The organism is Gordonia sp. JH63 (genome assembly GCF_009856645.1).
Lineage (GTDB): Bacteria > Actinomycetota > Actinomycetes > Mycobacteriales > Mycobacteriaceae > Gordonia > Gordonia hongkongensis.
The window spans coordinates 3,130,229-3,149,524 of record NZ_CP047235.1 but is presented as its reverse complement, the minus strand read 5'-3'; the positions used below and the strand labels follow the sequence as shown (position 1 = coordinate 3,149,524).

20 protein-coding genes are annotated in these 19,296 nt (G+C 66.4%); 16 read left to right on the top strand and 4 right to left on the bottom strand.

Annotated elements, in window-relative coordinates; translation table 11 throughout:
- The first annotated feature begins 180 nt into the window (after positions 1-180).
- The 8 genes from GR168_RS13985 to GR168_RS13950 are packed head-to-tail and all read left to right on the top strand — an operon-like array spanning position 181 to position 8,942.
- On the top strand, positions 181-1,755 hold the full coding sequence (locus tag GR168_RS13985) for an ABC transporter substrate-binding protein (RefSeq protein ID WP_159370991.1): 1,575 nt from the start codon (positions 181-183) through the stop codon (positions 1,753-1,755).
- A gap of 17 nt (positions 1,756-1,772) precedes the next feature.
- On the top strand, positions 1,773-2,699 hold the full coding sequence (locus GR168_RS13980; protein ID WP_159370990.1) for an ABC transporter permease: 927 nt from the start codon (positions 1,773-1,775) through the stop codon (positions 2,697-2,699).
- Between the two features lie 29 nt (positions 2,700-2,728).
- The gene (locus GR168_RS13975) at positions 2,729-3,727 is read left to right on the top strand and encodes an ABC transporter permease (protein WP_137808531.1); all 999 of its coding nucleotides are present in this window, start codon (positions 2,729-2,731) and stop codon (positions 3,725-3,727) included.
- Positions 3,724-4,743 carry an ABC transporter ATP-binding protein gene (locus GR168_RS13970; RefSeq protein ID WP_159370989.1) on the top strand — a complete coding sequence of 340 codons (1,020 nt, stop codon included), beginning with the start codon at positions 3,724-3,726 and terminating at the stop codon, positions 4,741-4,743. The genes GR168_RS13975 and GR168_RS13970 overlap by 4 nt, the downstream gene beginning before the upstream one ends.
- Positions 4,736-5,812, top strand: coding sequence for an oligopeptide/dipeptide ABC transporter ATP-binding protein (locus GR168_RS13965; protein ID WP_159370988.1), 1,077 nt, complete (start codon positions 4,736-4,738; stop codon positions 5,810-5,812). The genes GR168_RS13970 and GR168_RS13965 overlap by 8 nt, the downstream gene beginning before the upstream one ends.
- A gap of 31 nt (positions 5,813-5,843) precedes the next feature.
- Complete coding sequence (locus tag GR168_RS13960) at positions 5,844-6,563, top strand: sulfite exporter TauE/SafE family protein (RefSeq protein ID WP_159370987.1); 720 nt, start codon at positions 5,844-5,846, stop codon at positions 6,561-6,563.
- Between the two features lie 20 nt (positions 6,564-6,583).
- Positions 6,584-7,936: an enolase C-terminal domain-like protein gene (locus tag GR168_RS13955; RefSeq protein ID WP_159370986.1), complete on the top strand. Its 1,353-nt coding sequence runs from the start codon at positions 6,584-6,586 to the stop codon at positions 7,934-7,936.
- 4 nt (positions 7,937-7,940) lie between these two features.
- Positions 7,941-8,942 carry a 2-hydroxyacid dehydrogenase gene (locus GR168_RS13950; RefSeq protein WP_137808534.1) on the top strand — a complete coding sequence of 334 codons (1,002 nt, stop codon included), beginning with the start codon at positions 7,941-7,943 and terminating at the stop codon, positions 8,940-8,942.
- 667 nt (positions 8,943-9,609) lie between these two features.
- On the opposite strand, the gene aqpZ is transcribed toward GR168_RS13950, so the two are convergent.
- Both aqpZ and GR168_RS13940 read right to left on the bottom strand, forming a co-directional pair.
- Positions 9,610-10,389 (bottom strand): aquaporin Z, encoded by a 780-nt coding sequence (aqpZ, locus tag GR168_RS13945; protein ID WP_068972549.1) that lies wholly within the window; start codon positions 10,387-10,389, stop codon positions 9,610-9,612.
- A 147-nt stretch (positions 10,390-10,536) separates the two neighbouring features.
- Positions 10,537-11,403, bottom strand: a complete 867-nt coding sequence (locus tag GR168_RS13940; RefSeq protein ID WP_159370985.1) for an alpha/beta fold hydrolase — start codon at positions 11,401-11,403, stop codon at positions 10,537-10,539.
- A gap of 84 nt (positions 11,404-11,487) precedes the next feature.
- Between GR168_RS13940 and GR168_RS13935 the strand changes: the two genes are divergently transcribed.
- Complete coding sequence (locus GR168_RS13935) at positions 11,488-12,087, top strand: TetR/AcrR family transcriptional regulator (protein WP_068972542.1); 600 nt, start codon at positions 11,488-11,490, stop codon at positions 12,085-12,087.
- A gap of 80 nt (positions 12,088-12,167) precedes the next feature.
- Here the strand turns inward: GR168_RS13935 and GR168_RS13930 are convergent, their stop codons facing one another.
- Together GR168_RS13930 and GR168_RS13925 are read right to left on the bottom strand one after the other, a co-directional pair.
- Positions 12,168-12,935 (bottom strand): pirin family protein, encoded by a 768-nt coding sequence (locus GR168_RS13930; protein ID WP_159370984.1) that lies wholly within the window; start codon positions 12,933-12,935, stop codon positions 12,168-12,170.
- Between the two features lie 86 nt (positions 12,936-13,021).
- On the bottom strand, positions 13,022-13,696 hold the full coding sequence (locus GR168_RS13925) for a DUF1345 domain-containing protein (protein WP_159370983.1): 675 nt from the start codon (positions 13,694-13,696) through the stop codon (positions 13,022-13,024).
- 106 nt (positions 13,697-13,802) lie between these two features.
- Here GR168_RS13925 and GR168_RS13920 point away from each other — a divergent pair, with 106 nt between their 5' ends.
- The 7 genes from GR168_RS13920 to GR168_RS24270 all read left to right on the top strand — a co-directional run bounded on the left by GR168_RS13920 (position 13,803) and on the right by GR168_RS24270 (position 19,273).
- Positions 13,803-14,096, top strand: coding sequence for a hypothetical protein (locus GR168_RS13920; protein WP_078113201.1), 294 nt, complete (start codon positions 13,803-13,805; stop codon positions 14,094-14,096).
- A complete protein-coding gene (locus GR168_RS13915) occupies positions 14,093-14,917 on the top strand; it encodes a hypothetical protein (protein WP_078113200.1) in 825 nt (274 codons plus the stop codon). Before GR168_RS13920 ends, GR168_RS13915 begins: the two co-directional genes overlap by 4 nt.
- 58 nt (positions 14,918-14,975) lie before the next feature.
- Complete coding sequence (locus GR168_RS13910; protein WP_159370982.1) at positions 14,976-16,922, top strand: fumarate reductase/succinate dehydrogenase flavoprotein subunit; 1,947 nt, start codon at positions 14,976-14,978, stop codon at positions 16,920-16,922.
- A gap of 1 nt (position 16,923) precedes the next feature.
- Positions 16,924-17,670, top strand: a complete 747-nt coding sequence (locus GR168_RS13905; protein WP_159370981.1) for a succinate dehydrogenase/fumarate reductase iron-sulfur subunit — start codon at positions 16,924-16,926, stop codon at positions 17,668-17,670.
- Between the two features lie 80 nt (positions 17,671-17,750).
- Positions 17,751-18,689 carry an AMP-binding protein gene (locus GR168_RS24280; protein WP_343213002.1) on the top strand — a complete coding sequence of 313 codons (939 nt, stop codon included), beginning with the start codon at positions 17,751-17,753 and terminating at the stop codon, positions 18,687-18,689.
- 69 nt (positions 18,690-18,758) lie between these two features.
- Positions 18,759-19,154, top strand: a complete 396-nt coding sequence (locus GR168_RS24275) for a hypothetical protein (RefSeq protein ID WP_343213001.1) — start codon at positions 18,759-18,761, stop codon at positions 19,152-19,154.
- On the top strand, positions 19,088-19,273 hold the full coding sequence (locus GR168_RS24270; RefSeq protein WP_343213000.1) for a hypothetical protein: 186 nt from the start codon (positions 19,088-19,090) through the stop codon (positions 19,271-19,273). The genes GR168_RS24275 and GR168_RS24270 overlap by 67 nt, the downstream gene beginning before the upstream one ends.
- Positions 19,274-19,296 lie beyond the last annotated feature (23 nt).

Genomic DNA, 19,296 nt, shown 5'->3' with positions numbered 1-19,296 from the left:
CGCGGAGTCGCCGGTTCAGAGGCCTTTCGAAAGCCCTCCAAACCCGCCGAAATGGCCGTTTGCTGGGCTTTTGCTCTGTTGACGCCGTCATCGCGACGCTCATAGCGTGTGTCTACCGTCACAAACGCGGTCGAGCCCACCGCGAGATCACTCGCAGTCTTTCTTTCATCGGAGGTCCCCATGCAGATCGCAGCTCTGCGATCCCGGAAGCGCCCCGCCGGGTGTCTGCTGGCACTGTCCGCGGTGGCCGTGCTCGCGGCCAGTGGTTGCAGCGTCGCGAACACGACCGCGAGCGAGAGCGCCTCTCCGGACACCCTGCGCATCGTCCTGCCTCAGGAGCCGCCGACGCTGGAACCCTGCGACGCTTCCCTTACGGCCACCGGTGTCGTGGTCCGGTCCAACATCACCGAACCGCTCATCGAACGGGATCCGAACAGTGGCGAACTGCAGCCCGGTCTCGCTACGGCGTGGACCCAGGTGGAGCCGAACGTCTGGCGTTTCACCACGGCCTCGGGCATTCGATTCAGCAACGGCCAGCCGTTCGACGCCGAGGACGCCGCGTTCTCCATCCGCCGCACGTTCAACGGGGCGATCGGCTGCGACGTCAACGGCTACGTCTTCGACGACAGCACCCGCGAGGTGACTGTGATCGACCCCATCACCATCGAGGTCCGCACGGAGACCCCCGACCCGATTCTCCCGCTGCGCCTGTCGTTCATCGAGATCGTTCCGCGCACCACCGTCGCCGACGACAAGGTGCGCGTGCCGATCGGGACCGGCCCCTACATGGTCGACTTCTGGGATTCGGGCCAGCGCGTGGCGTTGACAGCCAATCCGAACTATCACGGCGACGCCCCTGCATTCACCCGCGCCGTCTACCAATGGCGCTCCGAGGGCAGTGTCCGTGCCGCGATGGTCTCCAACGACGAAGCGGACATCGCCACCTCACTCGGCCCCGAAGACGGAGCGGGTGATCTCGGCATCGCCTACACCAACAACGAGACGACCGCCCTGCGCATGCAGGCCACCGATGCGCCCCTGACCGACTACCGGGTGCGCGAGGCCATCGATCTCTCCGTCAACCGCGTCGGCATCGTCGACGCACTGTTCCAGGGTCTCGGTACACCCGCGGCCCAGCTGGTCGCGGAGGGCATCGTCGGCTACAACGACCAGCTGACCCCGACGCCGTACGACCTCGACCGCGCCAAGCGCCTGGTCGACGAAGCCCGTGCGGACGGGGTACCGGTCGACCGGACCATCCGCCTCATCGGCCGTACCGGTCAGTTCCCGAAGATCAACGAGACCATCGAGAACCTGCAATTCACGCTCAGCAAGATCGGGCTGGACGTCAAGATCGAGATGATGGACACATCAGGTCAGATGCAGTATCAGACAAGGCCTTTCGTACCCGGGTCGGGGCCGGTGCTGCTGATGATCATGCACGGCAACCAGGCCGGTGACACCCAGTTCACCCTCGACCAGTACATGCTGTCCGACGGATACCAGAGCACTTACGGCACAGCCGCCTACGACGAACAGATCCGCGCCGCCGAGGCCCTCACCGGCCCGGCCCGTCAGAACGCACTCGCCGCGGTCCTGGCCGCCGAGCCGCGCGAGATCCGCCAATACGCGTATATCGCACACATGCAAGCAGTTCTCGCGAAAGCGAATCGTGTTGCCTACCGGCCCAATTCGGCCACCGGTGACGAGATGCGTCTCGCCGAGATGACCCACGCGCCAGCCCAGAACGACTGAAACAGAGGCGATGACCGATGCTCACCTTCCTCCGGCGCCGGATGTTCACCAGCCTGATCCCGCTGATCATCGTCTTGTTCGGCGTGTTCTTCATGGCCCGGCTCACCGGCGACCCCACCAATCTCTACCTCCCGGTCTCCGCGACCCCGGAGCAGCGCGCCGAGTTCGCCGCCGCGAACGGGCTCGACAAACCGATCTGGCAACAGATGACCGACTACCTCGCCGGCGTCTTCCACCTCGACTTCGGTGAGTCACTGAAGACCGGTCAGCAGGCGGCGAGCATGGCGCTCGCAGCGTTCCCGGCGACTCTGCAGCTCGCTTTCGTCACGCTCGTGCTGTCGGTCCTCGGCTCGATCATGATCGGTTGCTGGGCGGCCTACCGACCGAACTCACTCGCCGACCGCTTCTCGAGCCTGCTGTCGATGACCGCGGCCAGCGTCCCCGACTTCTGGTTCGCGATCACCGGTATCTGGATCTTCGCGGTTGTCTTCGGCTGGCTGCCGACGTCCGGGACCGGCGGGGTGCTGGCCTGGGTCCTGCCGATCGCGACACTGATGATCCGACCGCTGGGCGTTCTCACCCAGGTGGTGCGCGGCGCCATGGTCTCGGCCCTGTCGGCCCCCTACGTCAAGGTGGCGAGAAGCAAAGGGGCCGGAGACTTCCGGATCGTCACCCACCACGCACTGCGCAATGCGGCCGCCCCCGCCCTCACCGTCGCCGGCGATCTCGCGGTCGGCCTGATCAACGGCGCGGTCATCGTCGAAGCCATCTTCGGCTGGCCCGGCATCGGCAAGCTGATGATCGATTCGATCCTGCAACGCGACTTCGCGGTCCTGCAGGCCGCGGTGCTCCTCACCGCTCTCAGCATCTTCATCCTGAACATCGTCATCGACGCGGGTCTCGCCCTCCTGGACCCACGCGTTCGTGACAAGGCCACGGTCTAGTCGCCGGACACATCGAGGAGTACTGACACATGTCCATCGTCACCGATCCCGTCGACACGACGAGTCCCGTCGCCTCGACCGACATCACCGGCGACTCCGTCGCCGCCAAGAAGGTGCCCGGCGGGCAACTGCCGCTGTGGCGGCTGCTGCTCCGCGACAAGTTCGCGACCGTCGCCGCCGGCATCCTGACCTTCATCCTGCTCACCGCGATCTTCGGTCCGTGGCTGGTCGGGGACGCCGCCACCGACCAGAACCTGGACGAGTCGAACCTCCCGCCGTTCAACCTCGACACGGGCTGGATGAACGTGCTGGGCACCGACCCGCTGGGTCGCAGCATGCTCGCCCGGCTCATCGTCGCCTGCCAGACCACGCTCATGGTCTCCCTGCCCGCGGTGATCATCTCGTGCGTCGTGGGCTCGGCGATCGGCATGTGGGCGGGATACCACCGCGGCTGGCGTGAGACCACCGCGATGCGCATCGCCGACGTCATCATGAGCTTCCCGTCGCTGCTGCTCGCAGTCGTGATCCTGTACGTGTTCTCGCCGAGCGCCGCCAACATCATCGCGGTGCTGGCGATCACCCGGATCCCGATCTACCTACGGACCGCGCGGGCCGAATCCGCCGAGTTGCAGAGTCGCGTGTTCGTGGACGCGGCACGGACCTTCGGTGCGAGCAGCGGTGCGATACTCCGCGGGCACGTCCTGCCGATCCTGCTCCCCACGCTGCTCACCGTGGCCACCCTCGACTTCTGCTACGTGATGCTCGCGGAGTCGTCGCTGTCGTTCCTCGGCATCGGTATCCAGCCGCCCGACGTCAGCTGGGGCCTGATGGTGTCGCAAGGCCGGACCTACCTGCAGACCGCATGGTGGCTGTCGTTCTTCCCGGGCCTGGCGATCGTCATCACGACCGTGTCGGCCACGATGCTGGCCGCGTGGGCGCGCATCGCGACCGACCCCGGTCAGCGGTGGCGACTGACCACCCCGAACGCCCGGAAGCGGTTCTTCTCCTCACGAAAGGCGCTGCGATGAGTGCTCCTGCCCTCGACCGGCCCGACGCCGGCACCGACGATCGGGTCGCACTCGACGTCGTCGACCTGACCGTGGATCTGCGAACGCCCACCGGTACCGTGCGGGCGGTCGACCACGTGTCCTTCCGCGCCCGTCGTGGCGAAACGCTGGCGCTGCTCGGCGAATCCGGGTGTGGCAAGTCGATGACCGCACAGGCGCTCGTCGGGTTGCTCGACCCGATCGCCTCGGTCTCGGACGGATCGATCGTCCTGGACTCCGTCGACCTCGTCTCCGCCTCGGCGTCGAAGCGACGCGAGATGGCCGGCACCGAACTCGCGATCGTGTTCCAGGACGCGCTGACTGCGCTCAATCCGGTGTACCCGGTCGGGACCCAGCTCGCCGAACCGTTCCGCATCCATCGTGGGATGTCGAAGAAGAAGGCCCGTCTCGAGGCGATCGAACTGATGCGGCACGTGGGCATCCCGGAACCGGAGTCACGGGTCGACTCCTACCCGCACCAGTTCTCCGGCGGGATGCGGCAACGTCTGCTGATCGCGATGGCGGTGGCGTTGAGCCCCAAGGTGCTGCTCGCCGACGAACCCACCACCGCGCTCGACGTGACGGTGCAGGCTCAGATCATGGCGCTGCTGGGGCGCCTCCGGGCCGAACACGACATGGCGGTCGTCCTGATCACCCACGACCTCGCGCTCGTCGCCGAGCAGGCCGACCGCGTCGCGATCATGTACGCGGGCAACGTCGTCGAGACCGGGCCGGTGGCCGAGGTCTTCCGCAGTCCGAGGCATCCGTACACCAAAGGACTGCTCGATTCCGTTCCCGTCAGCGCCGAACGCGGGGCCGATCTCAAGTCGATCGGCGGTACGCCGCCCGACCTGCACTCGATCCCGACGGGCTGTGTGTACCAGGCGCGGTGTCCGCTGGCCCGCGCGCAGTGCGTGCAGCAACGGCCGACGCTGACGACCACCGGCACCAACCGGGCCGCGGCCTGCCACTTCTCGGAGGAGATCGACAATGCCTGAGACGACCAGCCTCGCCACGACGCCCGGCCGCGACAAGGCGCGCGGTGCCGCGGCCCCGCTCGACTCGAGTCGGGTCCTCGAAGTACGCGACGTCGGAAAGACCTTCGCGGTTTCCGGCAAGGGCGGCCGCAAACAACTCCGGGCGCTCGACGGGATCGATCTCGATCTCCGCCGCGGCGAGACACTCGGTCTGGTCGGCGAATCCGGCTGCGGCAAGTCCACTCTCGCCCGAACGCTGATGATGCTCGAGCGGCCCGACACCGGCACCGTCCGATGGGACGGCACCGACCCGTACCGGCTCAAGGGCAAGGACCTGCTCGCCCTGCGTCGCAAGGTGCAGATGGTCTTTCAGGATCCGTATGCCTCGCTGAACAATCGGATGACCGCGGCCGAGATCATCGGCGAGCCGTGGCGTACCCACAAGGACCTGTACCCGCGCAAGCGTGACCGGGCCGCCCGCGTCCGTGAACTGCTGCATCTCGTCGGGTTGCGGCCGAGCGACGAACACCGCAGCCCGCAGGAGTTCTCGGGCGGTCAGCGTCAGCGCCTGGGAATCGCCCGTGCGCTCGCGCTCGATCCCGAGGTGATCATCTGCGACGAGCCGGTGTCGGCGCTGGACCTCTCGGTACAGGCGCAGGTGCTGAACCTGCTGAACGAACTCCAGCAGGAGCTCGACATCTCCTACATCTTCATCTCGCACGATCTGTCGGTGGTGCGTCATGTGGCCGACCGGGTCGCGGTGATGTACCTGGGCCGGATCGTCGAAACAGGCAGTACCGAAGCCGTGTTCGACCATCCTGCGCATCCGTACACCGAGGCGCTGATGTCCGCGGCACCGACGCTCGACGCCGACAACCGCCGCGAGCGAATCCTGTTGAGCGGCGAGGTGCCCTCGCCTCTCAATCCGCCGTCGGGCTGCCGGTTCCGGACGCGCTGCGCACACGCCACCGACGTCTGCGCGACCGCGCTGCCGCCGGCCGTCACCGATCGGCAGGAGGCCGGACACATCGCCGAGTGCTATCACCCCCGCGGACGGGTCGGCCTGGGCATGCCCGCCCCGGCGGCGTGAACACGCCCGGCGGTACGAAGGCCGTACTGGCGTGAGCGTCGTGGCATGCGTGACCATCGCGGTGGCCGTGTTCCTCGCGTCCTGCATGCAGGCATCCATCGGTTTCGGGATGGGCATGCTCGCCGCGCCGGTGGTCGCCCTGGTGGCGCCGACACTGCTTCCCGGCATGCTGATCGCTTCAGCGACGACAGTCACGCTGCTGGTGGTGATCCGCGAGCGGGGAAGCCTGGACTTCCGCGGTACCGGGTGGGCTCTGGCCGGTCGGGTCCCCGGGACCATCGCCGGGGCCCTGCTGCTGGTCTGGTTGCCCACCCGCGGTCTGTCATTGCTGTTGGCGGCGGTCGTGCTCGGCGGTGTCGTGATCGCCTCCGTCGGCTGGCGGCCTGCACCGGTACGCCGCAACCTGGCGACCGCGGGCGCGGCCTCCGGATTGCTCGGCACGGCCACGTCGATCGGCGGCCCACCGATGGCGCTGGTGTACTCCGGCGAGGAGAACGCGCACGTGCGTAGCAACATGAGTGCGTTCTTCCTCGTCGGCAGCCTGATGTCGATGGCAGCGCTCGCCGCGACCGGCAGCGTGAGCGCCGAGATCCTCTGGGCGTTCCTCGCCCTGACACCGGTCGTCGTCCTCGGCTTCATCGCCTCCCGCGCCGTCAACCGGGTACTCGACCGGGATCGGCTCCGCACCGTGTCGATCACGGTGTCGGCCGTCGGCGCGGCACTGCTCATCGGCCAGCAGATCTTCTTCTGACACTTCTGAAAGGAATCACCATGACGACAGCCACATCGACGTCCACGACGACCCCGGTGGTCACCGAGATGCGGGTGATCCCCGTCGCGGGACGAGACAGCATGCTGCTCAACCTGTCCGGCGCACACGCCCCGTTCTTCACCCGGAACCTGGTCGTGCTGACCGACTCCGAAGGCAACCAGGGGGTCGGTGAGGTCCCGGGCGGCGAACCGATCCGCACCACGCTCGACGATGCGCGGCCGATCGTCGAAGGACGCGGTATCGGCGAGTACAACGCGGTCCTGCAGGACATCCGGCGCACGTTCGCCGATCGTGACCGTGGTGGCCGCGGGGATCAGACTTTCGATCAACGCATCACGATCCACGCGGTGACCGCCGTCGAATCGGCACTGTTGGATCTCCTCGGCCAGCACCTCCGTGTGCCGGTGACGGCGCTGCTCGGCGAGGGACAGCAGCGTGATCGGGTTGCTGCGCTCGGTTATCTGTTCTTCGTGGGGGATCGCACCAGGACAACGCTGGACTACGCCGACGGTGCCGGCGAGACCGATGACTGGATGCGTTTGCGCCATCAGGAGGCCCTTGATGCCGACGGTGTCGTCGCACTCGCCGAGGCGGCCCAGAAGCGTTACGGCTTCGCCGATTTCAAGCTGAAGGGCGGGGTTCTGTCGCCCGACGAGGAGGCCGACGTCGTCACCGCGCTGGCGGAACGCTTCCCGACGGCCCGGGTGACGCTTGATCCCAACGGCGGCTGGTTGCTCGAGGAGGCGATTCGGATCGGCGGACGCTTGCGCGATGTCGTCGCCTACGCCGAGGACCCGGTGGGACCGGAGGGCCGGTTCTCCGGCCGTGAGGTGATGGCCGAATTCAAGCGCGCGACCGGGTTGCCTACCGCGACCAACATGATCGCGACCGACTGGCGCGAGCTCGGGCACACGATCCGCACGAATGCGGTCGACATCCCGCTGGCCGACCCACACTTCTGGACCATGGCCGGCTCGGTGCGCGTCGCGCAACTGTGTGATGCCTGGGGGCTCACCTGGGGATCGCACTCCAACAACCACTTCGACGTGTCTCTGGCCATGTTCACGCACGTCGCGGCCGCTGCGCCGGGCGAGATCACCGCGATCGACACGCACTGGATCTGGCAGGACGGACAACGTCTCACCACCGAGCCGTACGAGATCGTCGACGGTCACCTCACGGTTCCCGACCGGCCGGGTCTCGGCGTCGAACTCGACATGGAGCAGGTGGAAGCCGCCCATCAGCTGTACCGCTCCGAAGGGCTCGGGGCGCGGGACGACGCGGTCGGAATGCAATTCCTCATCCCGGACTGGACGTTCGACAGCAAACGACCCGCGCTCGTGCGGAGCTGAGGTCGTGGCGGAAACGCGCGGCGACGATCTGAAAGTCGTGGTGGGTGAACGGAACTTCGTACCGCACCGCGAGTTGTTCGAGAGCCTGTTGCCCGCGAGTGTGGACACGTCCTGGCACGCGGCCTTCGACGAGGCCGCGCTCGTGGCCGATCTGGCCGACGCCGACGTCTACGTGGGCGGTCGGGTGACCCCGGCGATGGCTCGCGCGGGATCCGGTCTGCGGCTGGTGCTGACCGGTGGCGCCGGCACCGACAAGGTCAGTTTCGGTGACCTCGCGGCGAACACCGAGGTGGCCAACACCTTTCACCACGAGGATTCGATCGCCGAGTACATCGCCGCCGCGGTGGTCACGGTGCGCCGAGGTCTCCTCGGCCAGGACGCCGCGCTACGCCAGGGGTTGTGGGCCTCGGCGGTGTACCGCGACGGGGTGGAACAGCCGCGGACTCTGCGTGGCGCGATGATCGGCTACGTGGGTTTCGGCCACATCGGTCGACGAACCGCAGACCTGATGGGTGCCTTCGGCGCGCGGGCCTGTGCGGTGACCGGGTCCGGCCGGGTCGCCGACGACACCGGGCTCGAATGGTACGGCGACACCACTGATCTCGATCGTCTGATGGACGAATCCGATGTCGTGGTGGTCTCCGCGCCGCTGACCGCGAGTACCACCGGGATGATCGACGCCGGCCACCTGCGGCGGCTCGGGCCCGTGGGTGTGCTGGTCAACGTGGGCCGCGGCCCGCTCGTCGTCGAGCAGGATCTGTACGAGTCCCTCCGAGACGGGTTGGTCGGCGGAGCAGCGCTCGACGTCTGGTATCGCTATCCGACGGGCAGCGATCGAGCGGACCCGTCGGGCCTGCCGTTCGGCGAATTGCCCAACGTGCTGATGACCCCGCACATCTCGGGGGTCACCCGTGACACGTTCGTGGGGCGGGTGCGCGACATCACCGACAACATCTCCCGGCTGCACTCGGGGCGAGAGGTCCTGCGGGTGGTCGCGCCGTCCTGATCGCGACGCGCGGCATGCTCCTACTCCGAAAGGAGCGCCTCTCAATGCTTTTCGAGGCGCGCCCGGAGCTTGCGGAGGGACCCCGGTCCCCGATCCGAAAGATCGACCCACCATTTGCTCCCTAATCCGAAAGAGCCTCAACACCGCTGGTCTGTGGGGTGCAAGCGATGCCCTCCCTCTGCTCCCTGAGGTGCGAGGAGCGCCAGCGACGAGCCACGAAGGGCCTGGTGTGACAGGTTGCGGAGCCCTTCGTGGCTCGCTTCGCTCGCACCTCAGGGAGCAGAGATGGGGACGCTCAAGAGTGTTCTTTCGTAGTCCACGACGGCCGCCAGGCCGCAGGTACTGAGGTGCGAGGAGCGTTAACCGCCGGGCCGAGCAAGCGACGAAGGAGCGCGTCGAGATCGACGAGCCTCGAGGGGTTTGCGACGCATCTCACCATGACCCTTCGTGACGGCCTCCGCAAGCTCCGGCCTCCTCAGGGAGCAGTAGTTGGGCCCGCTCCGAGCACAACGAGTTCTTTCGTGGTCCTCCGTCGGCCGCGAGACCGCGTCCTACTCTGACTGATGAACCCCAACTCGACTGATGGACTTCGATCGAAGTCCATCAGTCGAGTTCGGGTTCACCAGTCGCACGGCATGTCCGTCCTCGATCCGGCCCATCGCCACGATCAGGCGTCGGCGGTCTCGGTCCGTGCCGGTTCGGCTGCTGCGCGCTTCCCGTTCTGGAACAGCAGCGGGTAGAGGAGACCGCCGATCAGTCCGCCGATCAGCGGCGCCAGCCAGAAGGCCCACAACTGACCGGGTGCGCCGTTGCCGTTGAAGAAGGCGACCGCCGTCGAACGCGCCGGGTTGACCGATGTGTTGCTGATCGGGATCGAGATCAGGTGGATGAGCGTGAGGCACAAGCCTATGGCGAGCGGACCGAAGCCCGCGGGAGCGCGTCCGTCGGTCGCGCCGAGGACCACGATGAGGAAAAACGCCGTCAGCAGGATCTCCGCGATGAGGACCGCGGTGAGCGAGTAGTTGCTGGGGGAGTGTTCTCCGAACCCGTTGGCGGCCATATTGCCCTCGGCCTCGAACCCGGGTTGGCCCTTGGCGATGAGGAAGAGCATGAGGCCGGCCAACAGGCCACCCACGACCTGCGCCACCCAAAAGGTGGGCAGCTCTTTCCAGGAGAGCCGGCCGCTGACGGCGGCGCCCAGCGTGATCGCGGGATTGAAGTGTGCGCCGGAGACGTGCCCCACCGCGTAGGCCATCGTCACGACGGTGAGACCGAAAGCCAGAGAGACACCGAGGAACCCGATTCCGACCTGGAAGGTGTCCTGGCCGTCCTCGGACTGGGCGATCTGCTTGGCGGCGTAGATCGCGCTGCCGCATCCGCCGAAGACCAACCAGAATGTTCCGAAGAACTCAGCCGCGAGTCGTGCTGCGGGCGACGGGGAAGGCATGAACGTCCTTTCGCTGGCGACTTGGCCGGCGAGGCGCGCCAAGTGCCTTGCCCTTCGAGTGGCTCACACAGTAGCCGTGCCGCCGGAAACTGGCAGCATTATGGCAAATCGTGTGCAGTTCAACGAAGAAATGGTCGTCGAAGCTCGTCACCGATCGCGGAATCGCGCGGCGATTGCCGCGCTCATCGTCTCGGGAGCGTCTTCGGACACGAAGTGCTTGGCGTCCGGGAGCTCGACGACCTCCAGGTCGGAGAAGGCCGCGCGAATCTTGGGGATGCAGCGTCGCGGCCGGAAAACGATGTCCCTCATCCCCCATACGGCGAGTGCCGGCCTATCGCCCAGACGGAGCGGGACATCCGCGGCCAACTGCTCGAGGAGTGGTCTCGCCGAGCGGATCTCGCCGGGCATGACCAAGAGTCCATATCGGGCGTCGGGACTCGGTTGCACCCGCCGATAGTGCTCGGCCTCCGCGTTGGTCAAGGTCGGCCCGAACCTGCCGAGCAGTACGCCTTCGACGAGCAGATTCTGTTCGAGGATGCACTGTCGCAACGGACGACTGCTCATGACCGCGCTGAACAATCGATTCGGTAGCAGATCGATCGGCCAGAACGCGGTGTTCGCGAGAACGATCCCGCCCACGCGTTCGGCGCGGGGGACTGCCGCACCGAGTCCGATGGGTCCACCCCAGTCGTGACCCACCAGGACGAAGTCGTCCAAGGAGAGGTGGTCGATCAGCTCGCCGAGGACAACCGTCAGCTCGGCGATGGTGTAGCCGAACCCGTCGGGGCGAGTGGACAGCCCGAAGCCGGGGAGGTCCAGGGCGACGCAGCGAAAACGATCGCGCAGCCCGGTCACGATGTGCCGGTAGAGGAAGCTCCAGGTGGGGGAGCCGTGACACATCAGGACAGGTCGCCCGACGCCTTCGTCGATGTAATGAAGCCGTCCGACCGACGATTCGAACCATCGTGACTCGAAGGGATACAGTGTTGGGTCGGGTACGAAATCGATTTCCACTGGCGTCTCCGTCCACCGCGATGCATCGGGCTCTACACATGTAGAGACTACGGGACGATCCGCTACATCTGTAGTATCTCGCGCATGTCTGCGGATTCGACCAGTGGAGGCGGGCGTCGGGATGTCATCGCCGATGCCGGCATCCGAATCATCGCCCGCGACGGTGTCCGCGCACTCACCCATCGGGCTGTCGATCGGGAGGCGCGGTTGCCGCTGGGGTCGACCTCCTACCATGCGAGGACCCGGATCGCGCTGATCGAGCTCATCGTCGACGCACTGGCGGCCCGCACCCGGATCGACACCGAGGCATTGGTGATGACAGATGAAGGGGTCGACCACGACGGACGGGTTCCGGTCGACGAACTGGCCGGATCGCTGTCGGAATTGGTCGACACCCTCGCTGCCAGACACGACGACATGCGCGCCCGTTACGCGCTCATCCTCGAACTCGACGATCTGCCCGCCATTCGCCAAAGGTTGACGGGTCGGTCCGACGTCGAGGACGTGGCACGACTGGTGGCGACGCGTTCGCTCGCCGGTGCCGGCCTGCCGAATTCGGGCGTCGAGGTCGAAGATCTACTCGCGATCACGGATTCACTGGTGTTCTACCGCACCGCCATCAACCCGGCAGTCGACATCCGGCGCATTCTGGACCAGTACCTCCGGGGCGCCATCGTCGGGTGACCTCGCATTCGCAGTCGCCGTCATCGCCGGTTGACGAATGTTGGGCTTCCTTTCCGCGTCCAGTTCGGCCCGACGGGTGGTCAGAGGTCACGGTTGAACGTCGTGTGCATCTCCCAGAACAGGATCTCGGCCTCGGACGTCGCGGTGACACCGACCGCGCCCTCATCGATGGTGCGCAGCGCGTCGCCCTCGACGAGTCGGATGCCGTCGTCCAGCTCGACACCGCCTCGCGCAACGTAGAGATGTCCGTACGGTGCCGGGGGAAGGGCGACCGACTGTCCGGAACCGATCCGGGCCACGTGCAGCGCCGCGAACGGGTTGCCGATCGAGATCGCATCTGTGCCCGCGTGTTCGGGCCTGCCGGAGACCACCGTGACCAGCCCGCCGGTCGCGAGATCGGCGCTGAAGTCGCGTTCGGCGTAGCCGGGTTCACCTCCACCGTGCTCGGGCGCCAACCACATCTGCACGACGCGCAGGTCCCGGTTCTCGCTGCGCCGTGACGCATTCGCCTCAGTGTGGGTGATCCCGCGGCCCGCGCTCATCCGCTGCGCGACGCCCGGCGTGATCACGCCGGTGTTGCCGAACGAATCACGATGAGTGACAGCACCTTCGAGTACCCAAGTGACGATTTCGGCGTCCCGGTGGAAGTGGGCGTCGAAACCTTCACCGGCGTCGACGCGATCGTCGTTGTGCACCAGCAGGACTCCGTGGGCGTTCGCCGCGAGATCGAAGTTGCCCGTGACGGGGAAGGACTGGCGGGAATCGAGCCACCCGCTCCGGAAGATGTGCCGCTCGGTACCCGGGATGACCTGCCGCGACGGCACGGTCCTGATAGATGGCTCGCTCATCGTGACTCCGATCTGGTCCTCTGGACCCCGCCGGCACAACCGTCACGTCGCCGACCCTATTCCGGTGTGCGATCGTGCCGCGGTCGTCAATCGAGAAGGTTGACCGCGTTGGCCACCACCAGGCTGAGGATGACGATCGACAACAGCGACTGCGACGCCATCGCCAGCTTCGCACGACGCGACAGCGGCATCACGTCGGTGGGGCTGAAGGCAGTCGCGTTGGTCAGTGCCAGATAGAGGTAGTCGAAGAACACGGGACGCCATCCCGGCGGTGCCAGTCGGGGCTCGAGGTGTTGCGGAAAGGCGAGGTCCGGGTATGCGGCCGGACGCAGGTGCCGGTTCACTGGACCGCCGCCGTCGAGCTCCCAGTAGAGGAATGCGAACGCGATGACGGTCTGCAGCCAGACGAGAGCCCCGGCGACCAGCAACTGGTTCGCCGCCGCGGTCTGCGGATCTCCGTGCAGCAGGTCCCACACGAGCCGCGCCGCGGCCCACGCCGCACCTGCGGCGATGGCGACGACCAGCCCCACGGAGAGGCCGCGGACCCACCGGCCGGGCCGGTCGATGCGACGGGGGTCGACCACGATCAGTGTCAGCAGGACCAGCCCCTCGATCGCGGGTAGCAGCCAAGCGGTACCGGCGGCGTAACGCGCGGGCAAGAGGAACGGGATCGCCATCGCGACCAGTACGAACGCCGATGCGGTCCATCGCTGCTCAGCTCGGGGCAGGTTCTGCGCGGGAACGTGGTCGTCGTCGTTCATCTGGCGGCCTCCGGTCGGGGGAGCCGACACGTTCCGCCAACATCGTTGACTCAGCGGGCCCGGCCGGTACTGTGTTATTCATCACATAGGCAGGAAGGGATGTGCCATGATACCGACCGAGATGAAGGAGCTGCATCGGAGTATAGGTGCGCTACGGCATCACATGACCACGCTGCAGACGCAGTACGGCGATGTAGACGCGGTTCGGCGAATGTCCAACGATCTGGATCGGCTGGAGATCGACCTTCACGACTTCGAGCACGCACCGCCACCGCTGCTGCAGACGAAAGTCGGGCGAGACCAGGTTATCTATGTGCCTGACTGCAAGTCGGACGAGTCGGCCTGGCTGGGTGCGCAAGACGAAGGGCTGGGCTTTCATTCGCGTGAGCGCACGAAGTGAGCGCCCCCGCGACTGAGCGGGACACAGTCGGGGTCTTCTCTCCGGGCCGCGCGCGAATCCTGGCCCGAACTCTCCGCCAGGACAGGTGGTGGCTGTCGCCGCTGCTGACAGTCGTGGGTCTCGCGGCCTTCGTCATCTACGCGACGATACGGTCTTTCGTGCGCACCGCCTATTACGCCGCGGACTATCACTACCTCTCGCCGTTCTATTCGCCGTGCCTCAGCGAGTCGTGTGTGCCCGGAGCGAGTCATTTCGGTACCCCCTTCCCCGAACTCCCGATGTGGATTCCGCTGGCTTTCCTCTCCCTGCCGTTCCTGCTCGGGTTCCGACTGACCTGCTACTACTACCGCAAGGCCTATTACCGGTCGGTCTGGCTGTCGCCGCCTGCCTGCGCCGTCGCCGAACCCCACAGTCGGTACACCGGCGAGACGCGACTGCCGCTCATCATCCAGAATTCGCACCGGTACTTCTTCTACGTGGCCGTAATCATCTCGGTGATCAACACCTACGACGCGATCGTCGCCTTCCACGGTGAAGGCGGCGGTTTCGGCTTCGGGCTCGGCAACGTCATTCTCGTCGTGAACGTGCTCCTGCTCTGGACCTACACGGTGTCGTGCCACTCGTGTCGCCACGTGACCGGCGGCCGGCTCAAGCACTTCTCGAAACATCCGGTGCGGTACTGGGTCTGGAGTCAGGTGTCGAAGCTCAACACCCGGCACATGCAATTCGCCTGGATCACGCTCGGGACTTTGGTGCTCACCGACTTCTACATCATGCTCGTCGCCAGCAACACCATCTCGGACCTGAGGTTCGTGGGTTGACCGAGTGACAACACAACGCCTGTGGTGCAGCCGTTCTCAACGTTGGGAGTCCCGATAGATGACCGAGCCGGAACGCTACGAGTACGACGTCGTTGTCATCGGTGCGGGCGGTGCCGGGTTGCGGGCGGTCATCGAGGCCCGCGAGCGCGGCTACTCGGTGGCCGTGGTGTGCAAATCGCTGTTCGGCAAGGCCCACACGGTCATGGCCGAAGGCGGATGTGCCGCCTCGATGGGCAACGCCAACTCGAAAGACAACTGGCAGACGCACTTCCAGGACACGATGCGAGGCGGCAAGTTCCTGAACAACTGGCGCATGGCCGAGTTGCACGCCAAGGAGGCCCCGGATCGCGTCTGGGAGCTCGAAACCTATGGCGCCCTGTTCGATCGAACCGCGGACGGGCGGATTTCACAACGCATCTTCGGCGGCCACACCTATCCTCGACTCGCTCATGTCGGCGACCGCACCGGGCTGGAGCTCATCCGGACGATGCAACAGAAGATCGTCTCGCTGCAGCAGGAGGACTACGCCGCCACCGGTGACTACGAGTCGCGCATCAAGGTGTTCGCCGAATGCACTATCACCGAACTGCTGAAGGACGGCGACGCGATCGCCGGTGCGTTCGGGTATTGGCGCGAGTCCGGCCGGTTCATCGTGTTCGAGGCGCCCGCGGTGGTCGTCGCCACCGGCGGGATCGGCAAGTCGTTCAAGGTGACGTCGAATTCGTGGGAATACACCGGCGACGGGCACGCTTTGGCACTGCGAGCCGGCGCGAGCCTGATCAACATGGAGTTCGTCCAGTTCCATCCGACCGGGATGGTGTGGCCGCCCAGCGTCAAGGGCATCCTCGTGACCGAGGGTGTTCGCGGCGACGGTGGAGTTCTCAAGAACACCGAGGGCAAGCGCTTCATGTTCGATTACATCCCACCGGTCTTCAAAGGTCAGTACGCCGAGACCGAAGAGGAGGCCGATGAATGGCTGGCGGACAACGACAGCGCCCGGCGAACGCCGGACCTGTTACCGCGCGATGAGGTCGCGCGGGCGATCAACGAGGAGGTCAAGGCCGGACGCGGCACCGAGCACGGCGGCGTCTACCTCGACATCGCGTCCCGCATGCCCGCCGAGGAGATCATGCGCAGGCTGCCGTCGATGCACCACCAGTTCAAGGAGCTCGCCGACGTCGACATCACCGCCGAACCGATGGAGGTGGGGCCGACCTGTCACTACGTGATGGGCGGGATCGAGGTGGATCCGGACACGGCCGCGTCACGGGTTCCGGGCCTGTTCGCGGCCGGCGAGTGTTCCGGCGGGATGCACGGTTCGAACCGGCTCGGCGGAAACTCGTTGTCGGACCTGCTGGTCTTCGGACGGCGGGCCGGCCTCGGCGCGGCGGCGTACGTCGAATCGCTGACGACCCGTCCCGCGGTCTCCGCCGAAGACATCGACCGGGCGGCTGCGTCCGTGCTGGCGCCCTTCGATCCGCCGGCCGAGGGCAAACCGGAGAACCCCTACACGCTGCACACCGACCTCCAGCAGGCCATGAACGATCTGGTCGGGATCATCCGCAAAGAGGACGAGATGCAGGAAGCGATCGGCGTGCTCGCGGACCTGCGAAAGCGCCTGGGCGGCATGCAGGTCGAGGGACATCGTCAGTTCAATCCGGGCTGGCATCTCGCGGTCGACCTACGCAACATGCTGCTGGTCTGCGAGTGCGTCGCGAAGGCCGCACTCATGCGCACCGAGAGCCGTGGTGGTCACACCCGCGATGACCATCCGTCCATGGACTCGAACTGGCGCAATGCGCTGCTGGTGTGCACCGCGGACCTCGACGGGGACGACGCCGCGGTGCCGGAGGTCAGCGTCGTGCGCACGGAACAGACGCCGATGCGGCCGGACCTCCTGGAGCTGTTCGAGTTCCCCGAGATCGAGAAGTACTACACGGCGGCCGAGATAGCCGGTCATCCCGGCGCCGGTGGCGAGCGAGCCGAGGGGCATTCGGAGGACTGACATGGGATACGACGCGAAGTTCCGGATCTGGCGCGGCGACACCGACGCCGGCGGTCTCGAGGACTACACGGTGATCGTCAACGAGGGCGAGGTGGTGCTGGACATCATCCACCGCCTACAGGCGACGCAGGCCCCGGATCTCGCGGTGCGCTGGAACTGCAAGGCGGGCAAGTGCGGATCGTGTTCGGCGGAGGTGAACGGGCGTCCCAAACTGCTGTGCATGACCAGGATGTCAACGTTCACCGAGGACGAGGTCGTGACGGTGACCCCGATGCGCACGTTCCCGGTGATCCGCGACCTGGTCACCGATGTCTCGTTCAACTACGCCAAAGCCCGTGAAGTGCAATCGTTCACACCGCCGCCGGGTCTGGCGCCGGGGGAGTACCGGATGAAGCAGGTCGACGTGCAGCGTTCGCAGGAGTTCCGCAAGTGCATCGAGTGCTTCCTGTGCCAGGACACCTGCCATGTCGTGCGCGATCACGAGGACAACAAACAGAACTTCTCCGGGCCGCGTTTCCTGATGCGCGTCGCCGAACTCGACATGCACCCCCTGGACGTGGCCGAACGCCGCGACTCGGCGCGCACCGAGCACGGACTGGGCCTCTGCAACATCACCAAGTGCTGTACCGACGTCTGTCCCGAGCAGATCAAGATCACCGACAATGCGCTGATCCCCATGAAGGAGCGAGTTGTCGACCGCACCTACGACCCGCTGGTGTGGTTGGGCAACAAGCTCTTCCGACGTTAACGGACCCATACGCAGTATCGTCTTCGACGAACTCCCGTTCCCCGGTGCGCGGCGCGCGCGGGCCACCCGCTCGAGGCCAGATGTCGCACAACGTTGCGCCCAGAGCAACGACTCACTACATCTACAGGGGTGACCGCACCGCCGTCATCGACGGTGCGCTCCGCCTCACCTACGCCGACCTGTATCGGCGGGTCGGGCACGTCACCGCCGCGCTGGAGGCGCTCGGCGTCAGGCCGGGTGACCGCGTGGCCGCCCTCTGTGCGAACAGTGCGGTCATGCTCGAACTGCACAGCGCCGTGCCCGCGCACGGTTCGGTGTTGGTGCCGCTGAACATCCGGCTGTCCGAACCCGAGCTCGTCTACATCCTGGAGCACAGCGGTGCGACGCTCCTTGTCGCGACCGTCGAGTTCGCCGACCGTGCACGGGCGGTCGCCGAATCGGTGGGGATCCGGGTCGTCGTGGGTGGTTCAGCGGACGGCGCGGACGAGTACGAGTCGCTGCTCGCGCAGGCCGGGGCGCCGGTTCGGCGGGAGACCGACGAGCGGGGGTTGCTGGCGATCAACTACACCTCGGGGACGACGGGCCGTCCGAAGGGCGTGATGTACCACCACCGCGGCGCGTACCTGCAGTCCTTGGCGATGGCGTACCACTCCGGTCTCGGACCGGGCTCGACATACCTGTGGACCCTACCCATGTTCCATTGCGACGGTTGGTGTTTCACCTGGGCCGTCATCGCCGCGGGTGGTACGAACCTCTGCCTGCGCAGCATCGACACCGGACGGATCTGGCGCCACCTCACCGAGGAAGGGGTGACTCACTTCAGCGCGGCTCCCACGGTGCTCACCATGATCGCGGAGGACCCGTCCGCGGCACGGCTCGACCGCGTCGTCCGGGCTGCGACGGGAGGTGCACCGCCATCTCCCGCGCTGCTCTCGCGGATGGCCGGGCTCGGCATCGAGATCACCCATCTTTACGGGATGACCGAGACGTTCGGCCCGATCGTCGTGAACGAGTGGTAGCCTCAGTGGGACGACGCCACGGACGACGAACGCGCCGTACGCAAGGCACGGCAGGGGATCGGGAACATCGTGGCAGGGCGGGTTCGGGTGGTGTCCGACGAGGGACGAGATGTCCCGTCCGACGGCGAGACCATCGGTGAATTGGTGGTCCGCGGCAACAACGTGATGCTCGGCTACTACCGCGACCCTGCGGCGACGGCCGCGGCCACCGTCGACGGCTGGTTGCGAACCGGTGATCTCGCGGTCATGCACGCCGACGGGTACGTCGAGATCCGGGACCGCAGCAAGGACGTCATCATCTCCGGCGGTGAGAACATCGCGTCGGTCGAGGTGGAGCGGGTCCTGGACAGCCACCCCGACGTCGTCGAGTCGGTGGTGGTCGGCCGCACCGACGAACGGTGGGTTGGGTCCCGATCGCCTACGTCTCGGTGCGGCCCGGTTCCGCAGTGTCCGCCGACGACCTGATCGAGTTCGCGCGGAGCACTCTCGCCCGGTTCAAGGTGCCGAAGGAGATCGTGTTCGCCGAGCTCCCCAAGACCTCGACGGGCAAGATCCAGAAGAACGTGCTCCGCAGTCAGGGATGACGACGCCGCCATGATAGTGCCAA

What these genes read in the sequence shown, in the direction of transcription:
- GR168_RS13985 (WP_159370991.1), top strand. Translation starts at nt 181, where the DNA reads ATGCAGATCGCAGCTCTGCGATCCCGGAAGCGCCCCGCCGGGTGTCTG.
- GR168_RS13980 (WP_159370990.1), top strand. Translation starts at nt 1,773, where the DNA reads ATGCTCACCTTCCTCCGGCGCCGGATGTTCACCAGCCTGATCCCGCTG.
- GR168_RS13975 (WP_137808531.1), top strand. Translation starts at nt 2,729, where the DNA reads ATGTCCATCGTCACCGATCCCGTCGACACGACGAGTCCCGTCGCCTCG.
- GR168_RS13970 (WP_159370989.1), top strand. Translation starts at nt 3,724, where the DNA reads ATGAGTGCTCCTGCCCTCGACCGGCCCGACGCCGGCACCGACGATCGG.
- GR168_RS13965 (WP_159370988.1), top strand. Translation starts at nt 4,736, where the DNA reads ATGCCTGAGACGACCAGCCTCGCCACGACGCCCGGCCGCGACAAGGCG.
- GR168_RS13955 (WP_159370986.1), top strand. Translation starts at nt 6,584, where the DNA reads ATGACGACAGCCACATCGACGTCCACGACGACCCCGGTGGTCACCGAG.
- aqpZ (WP_068972549.1), bottom strand. Translation starts at nt 10,389, where the DNA reads ATGCCTTCCCCGTCGCCCGCAGCACGACTCGCGGCTGAGTTCTTCGGA.
- GR168_RS13935 (WP_068972542.1), top strand. Translation starts at nt 11,488, where the DNA reads ATGTCTGCGGATTCGACCAGTGGAGGCGGGCGTCGGGATGTCATCGCC.
- GR168_RS13930 (WP_159370984.1), bottom strand. Translation starts at nt 12,935, where the DNA reads ATGAGCGAGCCATCTATCAGGACCGTGCCGTCGCGGCAGGTCATCCCG.
- GR168_RS13925 (WP_159370983.1), bottom strand. Translation starts at nt 13,696, where the DNA reads ATGAACGACGACGACCACGTTCCCGCGCAGAACCTGCCCCGAGCTGAG.
- GR168_RS13920 (WP_078113201.1), top strand. Translation starts at nt 13,803, where the DNA reads ATGATACCGACCGAGATGAAGGAGCTGCATCGGAGTATAGGTGCGCTA.
- GR168_RS13910 (WP_159370982.1), top strand. Translation starts at nt 14,976, where the DNA reads ATGACCGAGCCGGAACGCTACGAGTACGACGTCGTTGTCATCGGTGCG.
- GR168_RS13905 (WP_159370981.1), top strand. Translation starts at nt 16,924, where the DNA reads ATGGGATACGACGCGAAGTTCCGGATCTGGCGCGGCGACACCGACGCC.
- GR168_RS24280 (WP_343213002.1), top strand. Translation starts at nt 17,751, where the DNA reads ATGTCGCACAACGTTGCGCCCAGAGCAACGACTCACTACATCTACAGG.